The following is a 16,691-nucleotide window of genomic DNA, read 5'->3' as shown; positions in this document are numbered from 1 at the left end:
CCTGCCGGCTGCCGGCGCGGCTGCCCCCGGGTGTCAGGTGGCCGGGCGCGCGGATCCCCTCTTGCGCCACACCGTGAGCGGCAGCCACACGAGCAGGCCCCACATCCCGGCCGTGATGATCGTCAGGAACAGGTGCAGGCCGGCGCCGCTGCGCTCGGGGTGCCCCGTGACCGACCGCACGGGGTTCGGGTAGGCGGGCGGGAACGGTTCTGCGTCGGGGTGGGGGAGACGGGGCGCGTACTGGGCCGGCAGCGTCGCCGGGTCGAAGGCGGGCAATGTCGGCGGGTACTGCGGGGAGTGGGGGGTTGCGGTCGGGTGGCTCACGTCCCGACTGTCGGCAGGCCGGCGCCGACTGTTACCCGCCGGCGCCGGTCCGCGACGCAGACCACTGTGGTCGGCGGTTCCGGGCCTGCCCGGTGGGCCGGGCCGTCGGGCAGCCGGTCTCCGGAAAGTGCCGACTCGCCCTCCCGAATCTGCCGACTCGCGGGTCAGACCGGGTGCGGGCACGATGATCACCCGGCTGCTGCACCGGCGGACCCCGCTGTGAAGATTCAGTCCTCGACGGAGGAGGGACGGGCATGGGCACGACGGACCGGGCGCAGACGCGGCGGGTCGCCGCCGTTCAGATGCAGGCGGTGCTGGGTGACGTCGAGGCGAACCTGGAGCAGGCGCAGCGCCTGGTGTCCGAGGCGGCCCGCGACGGCGCCGAATGGATCGCCCTGCCCGAGTTCTTCACCAGCGGTGTGGCGTTCCTGCCGGCGGTCGCCGCCGCGGCGCAGCCGATCGACGGCCCCGCGGTGCGGTCGATGCAGGAGTGGGCCGCCGCCCACGACGTGCTGCTCAGCGGCAGCCTGCTGGTGCGCGACCCCGACGGCGAGGTGCGCAACGCGGTGCTGCTGGTGGACCGCACCGGGATCCGCGCCCGGCACGACAAGGACCTCCCGACGATGTGGGAGAACGCCCTGTACGTCGGCGGTTCCGACGACGGCCTGGTCACCGTCGACGGCATCCCGATCGGGCTGGCCGTCTGCTGGGAGCTGACCCGCCGCCGGACGGTCACGCGCCTGGCCGGCCGGGTCGACGTGGTGCTCGGCGGAAGTGGCTGGTGGACGGTGCCACGCTGGCAGCCACGGCGGGTGTTCGACGCGTGGGACGCGGCCAACACCGCCCGGGCGATCGAAGCGCCCGGGCGGTTCGCCCGGCACGTCGGCGCTCCCGTGGTGCACGCCTCGCACAGCGGCGAGCTGGCCTGCCCCATGCCCGGGCTGCCACCCCTGCAGTACCGGGGGCGCTTCGTCCCGGCCACCGGAGTCTGGACGGCCGACGGGACCGTCCTCGCGATGGCGCCCACGCCGGAGCCCCAGGTGGTGGTCACCGACCTGCCGCTGCGCCGGTCCACGCCGGTACCGCCGCCCGACTCCTACTGGCTGACCCCGCCGGGGCCGCTGCCGCTGTTCGCCTGGTATCAGCAGCGCTGGCACGGCCGCCGGTGGTACGCCAGGCACCAGTGCTCGGCCCCCGCTCCGGCCCACCGGGGCTGACCCCAGCGGTACAGGACCATCGGCGGTTCCGGTCGCCGGTCACGGTGCCGGTCGTTGCCGGTCGGGGGTGAGGCGGGCCAGCAGGCGGAAGAGTTGCGCGCCGCCGACGTCCGCGCCGTGGGCCTCCAGGTCCGCCACGTCCGCGGCCAGGCGCTCGCGGGCGGCCGCCGGGTCGACGGTCGCCCCCTCGACCAGCAGCAGCCAGCGGCCCGCCGTCGTGGGGACGCCGCGGTAGGACTCGGTGCGGTCGCGGACGGCCGTCGCATCGGGGTCGGCCTCGGCGAGGTGCACGGCCAGGACCCCGCTGCGGTCCAGGACGGCCGGCGCGTGCTCGTCGACGATCCAGCGGCGCAGTGCGTCCGGGTCCGCGCGCGGGCCGAGCTCGACGAAGGCGATGTCCCCGCCCTCGCCGGTGCCCGCGGAGTAGGTCACCCGGCAGCCGGTGCGGGCCATCGCGCCGAACAGCGGCAGGTATCGGCGGGTCCCCTCGGTCGGCGTGTCCAGGGCCCGCAGGTACCCGGGCGAGCTGAGGGTGGCGAGCGTGTCGGTCTCGTACAGGGTGAGGTAGGTCCAGTGCGGGGCCGGTCCCGGAAGGTCCGCGACGTAGCGGCGGGCGCGCAGGAACCCCGGCACGGCGATGCGTTCGGGCAGGTGCTCGTGGGTGTACCAGTCGTTGAACCCGGCGTCCTGCTCCGGGTCGGCGTTCCCCCACAGGGCGAGCAGGCCCTCGCCTCTGAGCCGTCCGCCCGTCATGCGACCGTGCTCCCGCCGTCGATCACCCAGCCGGCGCCGTTGACGTGCGCGGCGGCGTCGGAGGCCAGGAAGGCGACGGTGGCCGCGATCTCCTCCGGTTCGGCCTCGCGGGTCGCGACGGCGCGGGCGATCGCCCCGCCGGGGCGCTGCGCCGCCATGGCGTTGATCGAGGCGATCATGCGTGTGCGGACGGGGCCGGGGAGCACGGCGTTGACCCGGACGCCGGTGCCCGCGACCTCGGCGGCCGCGGTGCGGGTCAGGCCGAGCACGGCGTGCTTGCTGGCCACGTACGCGCCCAGGTTGGCCCGCCCGCGGATCGACGACGTGGAGCCGGTGTTCACGATCGCGCCCGCCCCGGCCTCCAGCATCACCGGCAGCACGTGCTTGAGGCCCAGGAAGACGCCCTTGACGTTCACGCCCAGCACGGCGTCGAACACGTCCTCGGGATACTCGCCCAGTGGCGCGACGACGCCTTCGATGCCGGCGTTGTTGGCCAGGACGTCGATGCGGCCGGTGAAGGACCGCGCGATGTCGACGTAGCGGGTGACGTCGGCGGAGCGGGTCACGTCCGCCGCCACGACGGTCCCGGTGCCACCTGCCTTCTCCACCTCGGCGAGCGTCTCGGCCGCCGCCTCGGGATCGCGGTCCACGACCACCACGGCCGCGTCCGGGCCGGCCAGCGCACGGGCGACGGCGCGGCCGATGCCGCCCCCGCCCCCGGTCACCACGGTCACTCTCATCCGACCTCCTCGTCGTCAGGAGATCACCGTGCGCCGGAACGGCGTCCGGATCAACTCGGAGCGGGTTCACCGCCCGGACGACCGTGAGCTCAGCAGGCGCGGGCCGCCCGCAGCACCGCCGCGACCGACCGGTCGACGTCCGCCTCGGTGGTGGTCGCGTTCGACACCGCGATGCGCATGTAGCGGCGGCCCCGCCAGGTCGTGCCGCCCATCCAGCACGTGCCGTCGCGCTGCACGGCCTCGAGCACCCGGTCGGTCCGCGCGTCGCCCGCCTCCCCGTCGTCGCCGAAGCGGACCAGCACCTGGTTGAGCACCACGTCGTTCGCGATCCGGGCCCCGCCCGCGGCGAGCCCGCCGGCGAACCGGACGGCCAGCGCGCAGCAGCGCGCCACCAGCGCGGCCACGCCGCCGGCGCCGAGCTCGCGCAGGCCGGCCCACGCCGCGAACCCGCGGGCCCGCCGGGACGACTCGGGCGTGAGGTCCGCGGGCGCGGGGTCCGCGCTGCCCGACCCCGTCAGGTAGGACGCGGTGTAGGACAGCGCGGCGACGTGCACGCCGGGGCGCGAGCAGATGGCGAAGCCCGAGTCGTAGGGCAGGTTGAGCCACTTGTGGCCGTCGCAGGCCCAGGAGTCGGCGAGCTCGACACCGGCGACGAGGTGCGCCCGGGCCGGGTCCGCGGCCGCCCACAGCCCGAACGCGCCGTCGACGTGCACCCACGCCCCGTGGTCGTGGGCGAGCCCGATCGCCGTGCGCAGGTCGTCGCAGGCGCCGGTGTTGACGTTGCCCGCCTGCAGGCACACGACCGTCGGGCCGGGCGCCGCCGCGGCGAGCACGCGCTGCAGGTCGCGCACGTCGATCGCGCCGTTGCCGTCGGCGGCGACGGGCTGCAGCGCCGCGCTGCCCAGGCCGAGCAGCCGCAGTGAGCGGTCGATCGTCGCGTGCCGCTCCACGCCGGCCACGACCCGCACCCGGGGCGCCCCGGCGAGCCCGTCGCGCTCGACGTCCCAGCCGGCCTCGGCGAGGACGTGGTGGCGCGCGGCGGCCAGCCCGACGGTGTTGGCGGCCTGCCCACCGGTGACGAAGCCGACCGACGCCGTGGCGGGCAGCCCGAGCAGCTCCAGCAGCCAGCGGCCCGCCGCCCGCTCCGCGGCGGACGCGGCGGGGGACAGGGCGGTGTTGAACGCGCACTGGTCCCAGCCCGCGGCCAGCATCTCCGCCGCGGTGGCCGAGGCCAGCGCCCCACCGACGACGAAGCCGAAGTACCGCGGCCCGGGGGTGGCCATCAGCCCGTCCTCGGCCGCGGCCACGAGCTCGTCCAGTACCTGTGCGGGCGGGGTGGGCGCCTGCGGGAGCGGTCGGTCGAACGCGGCCGCACTGCGCTGCGGGTCGGCGGCGGGCACCGGCCGGTCCGGCAGCCCGGCGCGGAACGCCGCGGCCGTGGCGGCGGCCCGCGCGAGCAGCGCGGCCATGTCGTCGGGGCAGGCATGATCCACGTCGGTGCACGCTACGCGCTCAGGTGCGCGCCTCGGCCTGCAGCGGTGCCGGTGAGTGCACGCCGAACCGCAGCTCGTCCGGCAGCTCCTCCAGGGCGCGCCGGGAGAAATCCGGGCGCCCGGCCAGCGGAAGTCGATGTTCCCGTGGTCGGCGTGCTTCTGGTGGACTGGCGGGCCGATTCGAGCGTGCCGGTGAGCGCGGACGCAGGCTCCGGCCCGATCACCGGCCGTGACGACCGAGCGGCGGCGCGGCGCGGGGTCCGGACCATTCCCCGTTCATCGGGGACCAAGTTCTCTGGGATGGGGACGCAGGGCGTGCGCTACTCGATCGAGGCCATGACGGTGCACTGAGCAGGAGGCAGACATGACCATTCGAGTGGGCGTCAACGGCTTCGGCCGGATCGGACGCAACTTCTGGCGGGCGGCCGACGCGCAGCGCGCCGCGGGCACCGCCGATCTCGAGATCGTCGCGGTCAACGACATCACCGACCCGGCGACGCTGGCGCACCTGCTGCGCTACGACACGATCCTGGGCCGGTTGCCGCACGAGGTCAGCGCGACCGACGACGCCATCGTCATCGACGGGACGCCGATCAAGGTGCTGGCCGTGCGCGACCCCGCGGACCTGCCGTGGAAGGAACTCGGCGTCGACGTCGTCGTGGAGTCCACGGGGCTGTTCACCAAGCGGGACGCCGCGGCGAAACACCTCGACGCCGGGGCGAGCAAGGTGGTGATCTCGGCGCCGGCCACCGGCGAGGACGTCACCGTGGTGATGGGCGTGAACGACGCCGTCTACGACGGCTCGCAGGCGATCGTCTCCAACGCCTCGTGCACCACCAACTGCCTGGCGCCGATGGCCAAGGTGCTCGACGACGAGTTCGGGATCGTGCGCGGCCTGATGACCACGATCCACGCCTACACCCAGGACCAGAACCTGCTGGACGGCCCGCACCGTGACCTGCGCCGGGCCCGGGCCGCGGCGCTGAACATCGTCCCGACCTCGACCGGGGCGGCCAAGGCGATCGGGCTGGTGCTGCCGCAACTGCAGGGCCGGCTCGACGGCTACGCGCTGCGGGTGCCGATCCCGGTGGGCAGCGCCACGGACCTGACCGCGACGGTGACCAGGGAGACCTCGGTGGCCGAGGTGAACGCCGCGTTCCGGGACGCGGCCGCGGGCGCGCTGGCCGGCATCCTGTCCTACACCGAGGACCCGATCGTGTCCTCGGACATCGTCACCGACCCGCACTCCTGCATCTTCGACGCCGGCCTGACCAAGGTCATCGGGGACCAGGTGAAGATCGTCGGCTGGTACGACAACGAATGGGGCTACTCCCACCGGCTGGTCGACATCACCGGGCTGGTCGGCTCCAGGTTGTGAGGCCGGCCCGGATGAGAACACTCGACGACCTGCTGGCCGAGGAGGTCGCCGGCCGCAGGGTGCTCGTGCGCGCCGACCTCAACGTGCCGCTCGAGGACGGCCGCATCACCGATGACCGCCGGATCCGGGCCGGCGTCCCGACACTGCGCCGGCTGACCGATGCGGGGGCCCGGGTCGTGGTCACCGCGCACCTCGGCCGGCCGGAGGGCGGGTCGGACCCGCGCTTGTCCCTCGCCCCGGTCGCGGTGCGGCTCGGTGAGCTGTTCGGCGCCGCGGTGCCCCTCGCCGAGCCGGGCGGCAAGGCCGCCGCCACGGTCGACGCGCTGGCCGACGGCGGCCTGGTGCTGCTGGAGAACATCCGCTTCGACCCGCGGGAGACCTCGAAGGACGACGCCGAACGGGCGGCACTGGCTCACGAGCTCGCCGATCTGGCCGGCGCGGACGGCGCGTTCGTCTCCGACGGGTTCGGTGTGGTGCACCGCAAGCAGGCCTCGGTGTACGACGTGGCGCGCGAGCTGCCCGCCTATGCCGGCGACCTGGTGCTCACCGAGGTCGCGGTGCTGCGCACCCTGGCCGGCGACGCGCAGCGGCCCTACGTCGTGGTGCTCGGCGGCTCCAAGGTGTCCGACAAGCTGGGGGTGATGACCGCGCTGCAGCCGAAGGTCGACGCGGTGCTGGTCGGCGGCGGGATGTGCTTCACCTTCCTCGCCGCGCAGGGCCACGGCGTCGGCGACTCGCTGCTGGAGGCCGACCAGATCGAGGCGTGCCGGGGGTTCCTCGACAGCGGCAAGATCGTGCTCCCGCCCGACGTCGTGGTGGCCGACGCGGTCGCCGCCGACGCCGCGCACGACGTGGTCCCCGCCGACGCCATCCCGGACGGCCGGGTGGGCCTCGACATCGGCCCGGCCGGCGTGGCCCGCTTCGCCGAGGCGCTCGGCGACGCCCGCACGGTCTTCTGGAACGGGCCGATGGGTGTGTTCGAGCTCGCCCCGTTCGCCACGGGCACCCGGGGTGTCGCGCAGGCGATCGAGGCCGCGACCCGCCGCGGCGCCACCACCGTGGTGGGCGGCGGCGACTCGGCGGCCGCGATCCGCGCCCTGGGCCGGGACGAGGCCGGTTACACCCACATCTCCACCGGCGGCGGCGCGTCCCTGGAGTACCTGGAGGGCAAGGCGCTGCCCGGACTGGTCGTACTGGAGAACCCATGACCCGCAGGCCGCTCATCGCCGGCAACTGGAAGATGAACCTCACCCACGTCGAGGCCGTCGAGCTGGTGCGCAAGCTGGGGGCCGCACTGCCGGACGCCGTCCACGACGTCGTCGAGGTCGCGGTGCTGCCCGCGTTCCCGCACCTGCACCCGGTCCGGACGGTCCTCGCCACCGAGCAGCTGCGCATGGTGCACGGCGCCCAGGACCTCGCGCCGCAGGACGGGGGCGCCTACACCGGTGACGTGTCCGGGCCGATGCTCGCGGCACTGGGTTGCCGCTATGTCCTCGTCGGGCACTCCGAGCGCCGCGAGCACCACCACGAGGACGACGCGCTGGTCAACGCCAAGGTGCACGCCGCCCTGCGGCACCGCCTCACCCCGCTGGTGTGCGTCGGGGAGGGCCTGGGCGTGCGCGAGCAGGGTCGGCACGTGGAGCACTGCCGCGCCCAGCTCGACGCCGACCTCACAGCGGTGACGCCCGCACAGGTGGCCGCATCGGTGATCGCCTACGAGCCGGTGTGGGCCATCGGCACCGGGCGGGTGGCCACCCCGGACGACGCCCAGCAGGTGTGCGGGGCGCTGCGGGAGCGGGTCGCGGAGCGCTGCGACGCGGCGACCGCCGGGGCGGTGCGCATCCTCTACGGGGGTTCGGTGAAGGCGGACAACGTGGCCGAGCTGGTCGCCCGGCCCGACATCGACGGTGCGCTGGTCGGCGGGGCGAGTCTCGACGCCGACGAGTTCTCCCGCCTCTGCGCGATCACAGCCGGGCGCTACCGAGGGAGTACCGATGAGCACAGCTGACGTCGAACGACCCATCGTCGTCGGGGTCGACGGTTCCGAGCCGAGCACGCACGCGCTGGAATGGGCCGTGGACGAGGCGCGGCGCCGGGGCAGGCCGTTGCGGCTCGTGCACGGGCTGGAGCACTCCGGCCACCCGCACGCGGCCGAGCAGGAGCGCGCGGCCGCCCAGGAGGTGGTGGACACCGCGGTGGCGCAGACGGCCGGGAGCGGGCTGGACGTCCAGCCGGTCCTCGAGGTCGGGTCCGCCTCCGCCGTGCTCGTCAAGGAGGGTCCCGACGCCGAGATGATCGTGCTCGGGGCCCGTGGCCACGGCGGTTTCGGCGGGCTGCTGCTGGGCTCGACGTCACTGCAGGTGGCCATGCACGCCGCGTGCCCGGTCGTGGTACTGCGCAAGGGCGCCGAGGACGTCGTCGACGGGCCCTCCGCCGGCCGGGTCGTCGTCGGTGTCGACGGATCCCCGCACTCGCAGCGGGCCGCCGGCCTCGCGTTCGAGGAGGCGCAGAGCCGCGGCGTCGGTCTGACCGCGGTGCGTTCCTGGCTGGCGCCCGAGATCGGCATCACGGCGTCGCCGCCGGTGGAGTGGCGGGAGGCGCAGCGCCACGAGCAGGAGGCGCTGTCGGCGAGCCTCGCGGAGTGGCGCGCCCTGTATCCGTCCGTCGAGGTCGTGGAGAAGACCGTCCGGGAGGACCCCGCGGGCGCGTTGATCGACGAGTCCGCCGGCGCCGTGCTGCTCGCCGTCGGCAGCCACGGCCGGGGTGGTTTCGGCGGCCTGGTGCTCGGCTCGGTGAGCCACGCGGCCCTGCACCACGCGCACTGCCCGGTGCTCGTCGCCCGCCGGTGACGGCCGCCGGCGCCGCGCCGGCCGGGACGAGCGGGTCCCGGCCGGCGGCAGGTCAGCCGGCCGGTGGGGTGTAGCGCGGGAAGGCGGTCTCGCCGGCGTAGCGTGCGGCGTCGCCGAGGGCCTCCTCGATGCGCAGCAGCTGGTTGTACTTGGCCACCCGCTCGGACCGGGCCGGGGCGCCGGTCTTGATCTGGCCGCAGCCGGTGGCGACGGCGAGGTCGGCGATCGTGGTGTCCTCGGTCTCGCCGGAGCGGTGGCTCATCATGCAGCGGTAGCCGCTGGTCTGGGCCAGGGTCACCGCGTCGAGGGTCTCCGACAGCGTGCCGATCTGGTTGACCTTGACCAGCAGCGCGTTCGCGGCGCCGCGGCGGATGCCCTCCTCGAGCCGCTCCGGGTTGGTGACGAACAGGTCGTCGCCGACGAGCTGGACCCGGTCCCCGAGCGCCTCGGTGAGCGCCACCCAGCCGTCCCAGTCGTCCTCGGCGAGCGGGTCCTCGATGGACACCAGCGGGTAGGAGTCGAGCAGGTCGGCGTAGATCTTCTGCATGTCCGAGGCGGAGCGCGCGGCCCCCTCGAACCGGTAGGAGCCGTCGGCGCAGAACTCCGTCGCGGCGACGTCGAGCGCCAGCGCGACGTCGCGACCGAGCCGGTACCCGGCCGTACCCACCGCCTCACCGATCAGGTCCAGCGCCGCGCGGGTGCCGGGCAGATCCGGGGCGAAGCCGCCCTCGTCACCGAGACCGGTGGCCAGGCCCTTGTTCCTCAGCACCGACCTGAGCGCGTGGTAGACCTCCGCCCCGGCCCGTAGCGCCTCGGTGAACGTGCGGGCGCCGATCGGGGCGATCATGAACTCCTGCACGTCGACGGAGCTGTCGGCGTGCGCGCCGCCGTTGATGATGTTCATCATCGGCACCGGCAGCACGTGCGCGTTCGGGCCACCGAGGTAGCGGTACAGCTCGAGTCCGCAGGACTCCGCGGCCGCCTTGGCCACCGCGAGGGACACCCCGAGCAGGGCGTTGGCGCCGAGCCGGGACTTGTCCGTGGTGCCGTCCATGTCCAGCAGCTTCTGGTCGAGCAGCCGCTGGTCGGTCGCTTCGATCCCGATCAGCTCGGGGCCGATCAGGTCGAGCACGCCGGCGACCGCGCGCAGCACTCCCTTGCCGCCGTACCGCGATTCGCCGTCGCGCAGTTCGACCGCCTCGTGCCCGCCGGTCGAGGCACCCGAGGGGACGGCGGCGCGGGCCATCGTCCCGTCGTCGAGCGCGACCTCCACCTCCACGGTCGGGTTACCCCGCGAGTCGAGGATCTCCCGTGCACCGACCTGCTCGATCTCCGCCACGTCCGCCCCCTGGGCCCGTCCGGCACCGGTCCGGCCGAGACGCGGCACGGATCGGGGTGTTGGTGTCGCCAGACAGTAGCGACACGGTCGCCGTACCCCCCTTCTCCAGCGGGGCATCCCGCCCAATGAAAGTGAGCGGGACACGTTCTCGTGGCGCTGGCAAGCTCATGCGCATGGGAACGGTTGTGTTGCTGCGGCACGGCCAGAGCACCTGGAACGCCGAGGACCTGTTCACCGGATGGGTGGACGTGCGGCTGTCCGCCGACGCCGACATCGTGGGACTGAACATCCCGACCGGCATCCCCCTGCGGTACGACCTCGACGAGGAGCTGCGCCCGATCACACCGGGTGGGGAGTACCTCGACCCCGATGCCGCCGCCGAGGCGATCGCCGCCGTCGCCGCGCAGGGCCGATAGCCGTTCCAGCCACGTACTCAAGCCATGTCGAGGAGGGCGGGCGCAGGCCCGCCCGGGGAGCCGAGGTCACCGTGTCACTGCTGACCGGCATCGGAGTGTGTCCCGGGATCGCGGTGGGTCCGCTCGTGCGGATGGCGGAGCCCGTGCCCGAACCCCCGGCCGGCCCGCCGGAGGTCGCCGACCGGGACGCCGAGCGGGCCAGGATCCGGCCCGCGATGGAGGCCGTCGGCGCCGAGCTGCGGGAGCGCGCGGAGAAGGCCGATGCCGAGACGAAGGCGGTGCTCGAGGCCACGTCCTACATGGCCGAGGACCCCGGTCTGCTCGACCTCGCCGAGGCGGGGGTCAGCGACCGTGGGCTCACCGCTGCGCGGGCGGTCTACGAGGCGGCGAACACGTTCCGCGACATGCTCGCCGCCGCCGGTGGCTACATCGGGGCCCGGGTCGCCGACGTCGAGGACGTCCGGGACCGGATCGTCGCGGCGGTGCTCGGCATCCCGATGCCCGGCATCCCCGATCCGGGCCACCCGTTCATCCTCGCCGCCCACGACCTGGCCCCGGCCGACACGGCGACCGTGGACCCCGACAAGGTCCTCGGTTTCGTCACCACGGGGGGCGGCCCGACCAGCCACACCGCGATCCTCGCCCGGACCCTCGGGGTGCCGGCGGTGGTGGCCTGTCCGGGCGCGTTGAGCCTGGCCGAGGGCACGACGATCGTCCTCGACGGCGGCGCGGGCACGGTCGACCCGGCCCCGAGCGACGCGGCGACGCGGGACGCGGGGAAGCGGATGGCGGCCCGGCGGGGAGCCCAGCACGTGTGGCGCGGCGAGGGCGTGACCGCGGACGGCCGGCGGGTGCTGCTGCTGGCCAACGTGGGTGACCCGGCCGGGGCCCGCGCGGCGGCCGATGCCGGAGCGGAGGGCGTCGGGCTGTTCCGGACCGAGTTCCTCTTCCTGGACGCGCCGACCGAGCCGACCGTGAAGGAGCAGGAGGAGGCCTACGCGGAGGTCTTCGGCGCGTTCCCGCGCAGCAAGGTCGTGCTGCGCACCCTGGACGCAGGCGCGGACAAGCCGCTGGCGTTCCTCGACCAGGGCGAGGAGCCGAACCCCGCGCTGGGCGTGCGCGGTCTGCGGGTGGCCTTCGACCGGCCCGACGTCCTCGACCGTCAGCTGGCCGCCGCCGCAGCCGCCGCGCAGCGGACGTCCGCGGAGGTCTGGGTGATGGCGCCGATGGTCGCGCTGGCCTCCGAGGCGCAGTGGTTCGCCGACCGGGTCAGGTCGCACGGGCTGCACACCGCCGGGGTCATGGTCGAGGTCCCGGCCGCCGCCCTGTGCGCCCGGCAGATCCTCGAGGTCGCCGACTTCGCGAGCATCGGCACCAACGACCTCGCGCAGTACACTCTCGCGGCCGACCGCATGGCGGGTCCGCTGGCCGAGCTCAACGATCCCTGGCAGCCGGCGCTGCTGCGCCTCGTCCAGCTCACCGGGCAGGCGGGGGCCGACGCCGGCAAGCCGGTCGGCGTCTGCGGCGAGGCCGCATCCGACCCGGTGCTCGCCGTCGTGCTCGTCGGCCTCGGCGTGGTGAGCCTGTCGATGTCCGCCAGAGTCATCAGCGAGGTCGGGGAACTGCTCAAGACCGTGACGTTCGACGACTGCACCCGGCTGGGCGAGCTGGCCCTGGACGCGGCCGACGCCCAGGCGGCCAAGGCCCGGGTCCGCGCGGAGCTGCCGCAACTCGCAGATCTGGGGCTGTAGCGCCGCCCCGCATCACATCCGTACTTCTCCGATCTCGGCGCGACGCGTGTCAGCGAGGTGGCTGATGATTGTGACGCTCACCCCGAATCCCGGTCTCGACCGGACCGTGGAGATCGAGCGGTTGCGCCGCGGAGAGGTGAACCGGGCCCTGGGTGGCCGGGTGGATCCGGGCGGGAAGGGCGTGAACGTCTCCCGGGCACTGGCCGCCGGTGGCATCGCCACCGTCGCGGTGCTCCCCTCCGGAGGTCCGGAAGGCGCCCAGCTCAGCGCGCTGCTCGCCCCGATCGGGGTGCAGGTGGTCCAGGTCCCGATCGCCGGGTCGCTGCGCAGCAACATCACGGTCGTCGAGCCGGACGGGACGACGACCAAGCTGAACGAGTCGGGTCCCGAGCTCAGCACCGACGAGGTCCGCGCCATCGAGCGCGCGGTCGTCGGCGCCGCCGGGAACGCGGCATGGGTCGTCGGCGCAGGCAGCCTGCCCCGCGGTGTCGACGCCGGCTTCTACGCCGAGCTCGTCTCGGTACTGCGGGACACCGGCGACCACAGGGCCCGGGTCTGCATCGACGGGAGTGGCCTGCCGCTCGCCCGGGCGGTCGACGCGGGCCCGGACCTGATCAAGCCGAACACCGAGGAGCTCGCCGAGCTCGTCGGGCGGCCGTTGCGCCGTCTCGGGGACGTCGTCGATGCCGCAGCCGACGTGCGCAAACGCGGCGTGGACACCGTGCTGGTGAGCCTGGGAGCGGACGGCGCCCTGCTCGCCGGCCCGGGCGAGGTGCTGCACGGCTGGGCGCCCCCGGTGCGGGTGCGCAGCACCGTCGGGGCGGGGGACGCGATGCTCGCCGGTTTCCTCGCCGGCGGCGGGCGCGGCCGGTCCGCCCTGGTGGCGGCGCTCGCGTACGGCACGGCGGCGGTGGGGCTGCCCGGCAGCGCCATGCCGCGGCCTTCGGATCTCGACCTCGACGTCGTCGTGGTCACCGACGAGCTGGACCTGGACCGAGCACTGGGAGGCACCCCGACATGAGTGACGTCATCACCGCTGACTTCGTCGACCTGAAGCTGGCCGCCGAGGACCGGCAGGCCGCGGCCCGTTCGCTGGCCCAACGGCTGGTCGCGGGGCAGCGGGTCACCGATCTGGACGGATTCCTGGACGACATCGCCACCCGCGAGTCGCAGATGCCGACCGGGATCGAGGGTGGCATCGGGATACCGCACTGCCGGTCGGTCCATGTGACCGAGGCGAGCCTGGCGTTCGGGCGCGCGCCCGGGGGTATCGACTTCGGCGCCCCGGACGGCCCGGCCGACCTGATCTTCCTGATCGCCGCGCCCGAGGGTGGTGACGCCTCACACATGAAGATCCTCGCCTCGCTGGCGCGCAAGCTGGTCCGGCAGGACTTCAAGGAGACGCTGCGGTCGATCGGCGACCCGGGGGAGGCCGCCGCATTCATCCAGAAAGAGGTGGCGCCGTCATGAAGTTCGTCGCTGTCACGTCCTGCCCGACCGGGATCGCGCACACCTACATGGCAGCCGAGGCCCTGGAGCAGGCGGCTGTCGACTCCGGTGACGAGATGGCGGTCGAGACGCAGGGCTCGGCCGGCTCGGAACCGTTGTCGCCCGAGACCATCGCCGCCGCCGACGCGGTGATCTTCGCCGCGGACGTCGAGGTGCGCGACCGGGAGCGCTTCGCGGGCAAGCCGCTGGTGGAAAGCGGCGTCAAGCGCGCCATCAGCTCCGCCAAGGAGATGATCGACGAGGCGAAGGAGGCCGTCCGCACGGGCCCGCCGGCCACCGTGGCCACGGACGGCGCAGGTGCGGGCGCCGCCCCGGCGCCGGCGACCAAGGTGACGGAGAAGGCCGGCCTGGGCTCGCGGCTGCGGCAATGGCTGATGACCGGCGTGAGCTATGTGATCCCGTTCGTCGCCGCCGGCGGGTTGCTGATCGCGCTGAGCTTCGCCCTCGGCGGATACCAGATCACCAATGCTCCGCCGGTGACCCAGCACTTCGACTGGGGCAGCCAGCAGTCCTGGGCCGCGCTGATGTTCCAGATCGGGAAGGTGGCGTTCGGCTTCCTGGTGCCCATCCTGGCCGGGTTCATCGCGTTCGCGATGGCCGACCGGCCTGCGCTGGTGCCGGGCATCGTGGGCGGGTACATCGCCACCCAGGTGCCGTCACCGGACGCGCCGGCCGGGTTCCTGGGCGGTCTGGCCGCCGGTCTGCTGGCCGGTGCGGTCGTGATGCTCATCAAGCGGTGGAAGGTCCCGCGTGCCGTCGCCGGGATCATGCCGGTCGTCGTGATCCCGCTGATCTCGACGTTCATCGTGGGCGTGCTCATGTTCGTGGTGCTCGGCCCGCCGCTGGGCGCGCTGACCACCGGCCTGACGAACTGGCTGAACGGGCTCTCCGGCGCCAACAAGATCCTCCTGGGGATCCTGCTGGGCCTGATGATGGCCTTCGACATGGGTGGCCCGATCAACAAGACCGCCTACGCCTTCGCGGTCACCGGGTTGACCATCGCGACCACCACCAACCTGGAGATCATGGCCGCCGTGATGGCGGCGGGCATGACCCCGCCGCTCGGGCTGGCGCTGGCCACCGTGCTGCGCAAGAACCTGTTCACCCACGTGGAGCAGGAGAACGGCAAGGCCGCGTGGGTCCTCGGGGCGTCGTTCATCACCGAGGGGGCGATCCCGTTCGCGGCCGGCGACCCGCTACGGGTGATCCCGTCACTGATGTTCGGGTCGGCGGTGACCGGTGCGCTGGTGATGTGGTTCGGGAACACCCTGCGCGCGCCGCACGGCGGGATCTTCGTCGTGCCACTCATCGGGCGGCCGTTGCTGTACCTGCTGGCGATCGCCATCGGGAGTGTGGTGACCGCCGTGTCGGTGATCGTGCTCAAGAGTTTCCACCGCCGGCCGGCAGCCGTGGAGACGCCGGCCACCGCGGCCGCAGCGGCGGGGAACTGACCTCCTCGCACCTCGTGGCGGGCGACCGGCCCGCCCCCGAAGAAAGGACGCGCATGCCTGAACGCACGGTGTCCGTAGCCTCCTCCGTCGGTCTGCACGCCCGCCCGGCCACGCTGTTCGTCCAGGCCGCGGCGAGGCAGCCGGTGAAGGTCACCATCGCCAAGGTCGGCGGCGACGCGGCCGTCGACGCGCGGAGCGTGCTGTTCGTCCTCGGGCTCGATGTTCGCAGCGGCGAGGAAGTCGTCCTCTCCGCCGAGGGCGAGGTGGCCGAGGCCGCGCTCGACGAGCTCACCGAGTTGCTGTCCACCGATCTCGACAAGGTCTGACGGCGACACGGTCCGAGCGCTACTGCTCGTCCACCACTCCGCTCACGACGCCGTCGACGGGACGGAATCTGCGGACGTCCCCGGCGGCCGGGCGGACGCGTACGCCGGGCCCGGCTCGCGTGCCCGGAAGCCGCGTCCGCCGGCGAGCTCACGGGTCAGGCTCCGGCCGGCGATCATCAACGCCGGTCGGATCGTCGGCAGCTCGGCGGCCGGGTCCTCGACCCGGACCTCGAGCGCAGCCGCCACCTGACCGCCGGGTCCGAAGACCGGCACCGCCAGTGCGCTGTGGTCCATCCTCAGCTCCCACCGCGACACCGCCAGCCGGCTCAGGCGCGTCATCGCGAGCGCGCGCCGGAACCGGTCCGGCGCGGTGATGGTGTACCGCGTGTACGCGGTCAGCCCGCCGCTGACGACGATCTCCACGAACTCCGGAGGCGAGAAGGCCAGCAGCGCCTTTCCCATCGCCGTCGCGTGCGCGGGCAGGACCGCGCCGGTGGAGAACGCCGACACGGGCCGTCGGCCGGGCAGCTTCTCGATGTAGGCCACAGCGCGGTCGCGCAGGATCCCGAGCCGGACCTCGGCACCGGTGGCGTACGACATGTCCTGCAGGATCAGCGGCGCCCGCTCCTCGATGCTGGAACCGCAGGCGCCGGCCGAGCCGATGAGCCGCAGCGGCAACCCCACCCGGTAGTCGCCGTCCTCGGTCCGATCGAGGATCCGCCAGGCGACGAGCTCCCGGGCCAGCCGGTGGGCCGTCGAGAGCGGGAGGCCGGTCGCGGCGGCGATCTCCGTCAGGGAGTGGACGCAGCCGTCGTCGAGGAAGGTCATCAGTATCGCCGCGGCCTTGCTGACCACCGTCCGGCCCGCGGCCGCCGCCTCTTCGGACATGTCCGTCCTCCTTCCGCCCGCAGGCGCCTGTCGAGCTCCTGCGGGCGTCGATGGCCGCATCGCTGCCGACGCCCTGTCTCACCGCCCTGTCTCACCGCCCTGCCTCACCGCGCTGTCTCACCTCTCTGCGGCCGGGACCCGGAGGATGAGGGCTTCGCCCTGGCCGCCGCCGCCGCAGAGTCCGGCGGCGCCGGTTCCGCCGCCGCGGCGTCGCAGTTCGAGGGCGAGGTGCAGGGTGATGCGGGCGCCGGAGGCGC

17 protein-coding genes and 2 pseudogenes are annotated in these 16,691 nt (G+C 74.0%); 12 read left to right on the top strand and 7 right to left on the bottom strand.

Annotated features, from left to right (window positions below; genetic code table 11):
- Positions 1-33: 33 nt before the first annotated feature.
- On the bottom strand, positions 34-324 hold the full coding sequence (locus HF526_RS10495; protein WP_169381185.1) for a hypothetical protein: 291 nt from the start codon (positions 322-324) through the stop codon (positions 34-36).
- Between the two features lie 254 nt (positions 325-578).
- On the opposite strand from HF526_RS10495, the gene HF526_RS10490 reads away from it, so the two are divergent.
- Positions 579-1,541, top strand: coding sequence for a carbon-nitrogen hydrolase family protein (locus HF526_RS10490; protein WP_169381184.1), 963 nt, complete (start codon positions 579-581; stop codon positions 1,539-1,541).
- 39 nt (positions 1,542-1,580) lie between these two features.
- On the opposite strand, the gene HF526_RS10485 is transcribed toward HF526_RS10490, so the two are convergent.
- From HF526_RS10485 to HF526_RS10475, 3 genes are all read right to left on the bottom strand, one after another.
- Positions 1,581-2,294 (bottom strand): DUF4286 family protein, encoded by a 714-nt coding sequence (locus HF526_RS10485; RefSeq protein ID WP_169381183.1) that lies wholly within the window; start codon positions 2,292-2,294, stop codon positions 1,581-1,583.
- A complete protein-coding gene (locus HF526_RS10480) occupies positions 2,291-3,034 on the bottom strand; it encodes an SDR family NAD(P)-dependent oxidoreductase (protein ID WP_169381182.1) in 744 nt (247 codons plus the stop codon). Before HF526_RS10480 ends, HF526_RS10485 begins: the two co-directional genes overlap by 4 nt.
- Positions 3,035-3,123: 89 nt before the next feature.
- A complete protein-coding gene (locus HF526_RS10475) occupies positions 3,124-4,503 on the bottom strand; it encodes a pyridoxal phosphate-dependent decarboxylase family protein (protein ID WP_169381254.1) in 1,380 nt (459 codons plus the stop codon).
- A 177-nt stretch (positions 4,504-4,680) separates the two neighbouring features.
- Here HF526_RS10475 and HF526_RS10470 point away from each other — a divergent pair, with 177 nt between their 5' ends.
- Genes HF526_RS10470 through HF526_RS10450 form a run of 5 tightly spaced genes read left to right on the top strand, consistent with a single transcriptional unit; the run spans position 4,681 to position 8,754 of the window.
- Complete coding sequence (locus HF526_RS10470) at positions 4,681-4,878, top strand: hypothetical protein (protein ID WP_169381181.1); 198 nt, start codon at positions 4,681-4,683, stop codon at positions 4,876-4,878.
- 13 nt (positions 4,879-4,891) lie between these two features.
- Complete coding sequence (gene gap, locus HF526_RS10465) at positions 4,892-5,905, top strand: type I glyceraldehyde-3-phosphate dehydrogenase (RefSeq protein ID WP_169381180.1); 1,014 nt, start codon at positions 4,892-4,894, stop codon at positions 5,903-5,905.
- Positions 5,906-5,916: 11 nt separating this feature from the next.
- Entirely contained in the window at positions 5,917-7,113 is a 1,197-nt protein-coding gene (locus HF526_RS10460) for a phosphoglycerate kinase (protein ID WP_169381179.1), read from the top strand.
- A complete protein-coding gene (gene tpiA / locus HF526_RS10455) occupies positions 7,110-7,913 on the top strand; it encodes a triose-phosphate isomerase (RefSeq protein WP_169381178.1) in 804 nt (267 codons plus the stop codon). The genes HF526_RS10460 and tpiA overlap by 4 nt, the downstream gene beginning before the upstream one ends.
- Positions 7,900-8,754: a universal stress protein gene (locus HF526_RS10450; RefSeq protein WP_169381177.1), complete on the top strand. Its 855-nt coding sequence runs from the start codon at positions 7,900-7,902 to the stop codon at positions 8,752-8,754. The genes tpiA and HF526_RS10450 overlap by 14 nt, the downstream gene beginning before the upstream one ends.
- A gap of 52 nt (positions 8,755-8,806) precedes the next feature.
- Here the strand turns inward: HF526_RS10450 and eno are convergent, their stop codons facing one another.
- Positions 8,807-10,093: a phosphopyruvate hydratase gene (eno, locus tag HF526_RS10445; protein WP_169381176.1), complete on the bottom strand. Its 1,287-nt coding sequence runs from the start codon at positions 10,091-10,093 to the stop codon at positions 8,807-8,809.
- A gap of 179 nt (positions 10,094-10,272) precedes the next feature.
- On the opposite strand from eno, the pseudogene HF526_RS10440 reads away from it, so the two are divergent.
- The 6 genes and pseudogenes from HF526_RS10440 to HF526_RS10415 form a co-directional block, all read left to right on the top strand.
- Positions 10,273-10,509 (top strand): annotated as a pseudogene (locus HF526_RS10440) (histidine phosphatase family protein); the annotation flags it as partial.
- Positions 10,510-10,580: 71 nt separating this feature from the next.
- On the top strand, positions 10,581-12,260 hold the full coding sequence (ptsP, locus tag HF526_RS10435; RefSeq protein ID WP_169381174.1) for a phosphoenolpyruvate--protein phosphotransferase: 1,680 nt from the start codon (positions 10,581-10,583) through the stop codon (positions 12,258-12,260).
- Between the two features lie 64 nt (positions 12,261-12,324).
- Positions 12,325-13,281 (top strand): 1-phosphofructokinase family hexose kinase, encoded by a 957-nt coding sequence (locus HF526_RS10430; RefSeq protein WP_169381173.1) that lies wholly within the window; start codon positions 12,325-12,327, stop codon positions 13,279-13,281.
- Positions 13,278-13,730 carry a PTS sugar transporter subunit IIA gene (locus HF526_RS10425; protein ID WP_169381172.1) on the top strand — a complete coding sequence of 151 codons (453 nt, stop codon included), beginning with the start codon at positions 13,278-13,280 and terminating at the stop codon, positions 13,728-13,730. The genes HF526_RS10430 and HF526_RS10425 overlap by 4 nt, the downstream gene beginning before the upstream one ends.
- Positions 13,727-15,220, top strand: coding sequence for a PTS fructose transporter subunit IIC (locus tag HF526_RS10420; protein WP_169381171.1), 1,494 nt, complete (start codon positions 13,727-13,729; stop codon positions 15,218-15,220). The genes HF526_RS10425 and HF526_RS10420 overlap by 4 nt, the downstream gene beginning before the upstream one ends.
- Positions 15,221-15,273: 53 nt before the next feature.
- A complete protein-coding gene (locus HF526_RS10415; RefSeq protein ID WP_169381170.1) occupies positions 15,274-15,546 on the top strand; it encodes an HPr family phosphocarrier protein in 273 nt (90 codons plus the stop codon).
- Between the two features lie 42 nt (positions 15,547-15,588).
- Here HF526_RS10415 and HF526_RS10410 read toward each other — a convergent pair whose 3' ends face one another.
- Together HF526_RS10410 and HF526_RS10405 are read right to left on the bottom strand one after the other, a co-directional pair.
- Positions 15,589-16,434, bottom strand: a complete 846-nt coding sequence (locus tag HF526_RS10410) for an IclR family transcriptional regulator (protein WP_169381169.1) — start codon at positions 16,432-16,434, stop codon at positions 15,589-15,591.
- A gap of 117 nt (positions 16,435-16,551) precedes the next feature.
- A pseudogene (locus HF526_RS10405) lies at positions 16,552-16,691 on the bottom strand (acetyl-CoA C-acyltransferase); the annotation flags it as partial.

The sequence above is a fragment of the Pseudonocardia acidicola genome (assembly GCF_012911935.1).
GTDB lineage: Bacteria > Actinomycetota > Actinomycetes > Mycobacteriales > Pseudonocardiaceae > Pseudonocardia > Pseudonocardia acidicola.
Note: the sequence above shows the minus strand (reverse complement) of the source record. Positions and strands in the feature narration are given on the sequence as shown.

Bases quoted from the DNA above. Each gene is read 5' to 3' on its own strand.
- HF526_RS10490 (WP_169381184.1), top strand. From the start codon at position 579: ATGGGCACGACGGACCGGGCGCAGACGCGGCGGGTCGCCGCCGTTCAG.
- HF526_RS10485 (WP_169381183.1), bottom strand. From the start codon at position 2,294: ATGACGGGCGGACGGCTCAGAGGCGAGGGCCTGCTCGCCCTGTGGGGG.
- HF526_RS10480 (WP_169381182.1), bottom strand. From the start codon at position 3,034: ATGAGAGTGACCGTGGTGACCGGGGGCGGGGGCGGCATCGGCCGCGCC.
- HF526_RS10475 (WP_169381254.1), bottom strand. From the start codon at position 4,503: ATGGCCGCGCTGCTCGCGCGGGCCGCCGCCACGGCCGCGGCGTTCCGC.
- gap (WP_169381180.1), top strand. From the start codon at position 4,892: ATGACCATTCGAGTGGGCGTCAACGGCTTCGGCCGGATCGGACGCAAC.
- HF526_RS10460 (WP_169381179.1), top strand. From the start codon at position 5,917: ATGAGAACACTCGACGACCTGCTGGCCGAGGAGGTCGCCGGCCGCAGG.
- tpiA (WP_169381178.1), top strand. From the start codon at position 7,110: ATGACCCGCAGGCCGCTCATCGCCGGCAACTGGAAGATGAACCTCACC.
- HF526_RS10450 (WP_169381177.1), top strand. From the start codon at position 7,900: ATGAGCACAGCTGACGTCGAACGACCCATCGTCGTCGGGGTCGACGGT.
- HF526_RS10430 (WP_169381173.1), top strand. From the start codon at position 12,325: ATGATTGTGACGCTCACCCCGAATCCCGGTCTCGACCGGACCGTGGAG.
- HF526_RS10425 (WP_169381172.1), top strand. From the start codon at position 13,278: ATGAGTGACGTCATCACCGCTGACTTCGTCGACCTGAAGCTGGCCGCC.
- HF526_RS10420 (WP_169381171.1), top strand. From the start codon at position 13,727: ATGAAGTTCGTCGCTGTCACGTCCTGCCCGACCGGGATCGCGCACACC.
- HF526_RS10415 (WP_169381170.1), top strand. From the start codon at position 15,274: ATGCCTGAACGCACGGTGTCCGTAGCCTCCTCCGTCGGTCTGCACGCC.
- HF526_RS10410 (WP_169381169.1), bottom strand. From the start codon at position 16,434: ATGTCCGAAGAGGCGGCGGCCGCGGGCCGGACGGTGGTCAGCAAGGCC.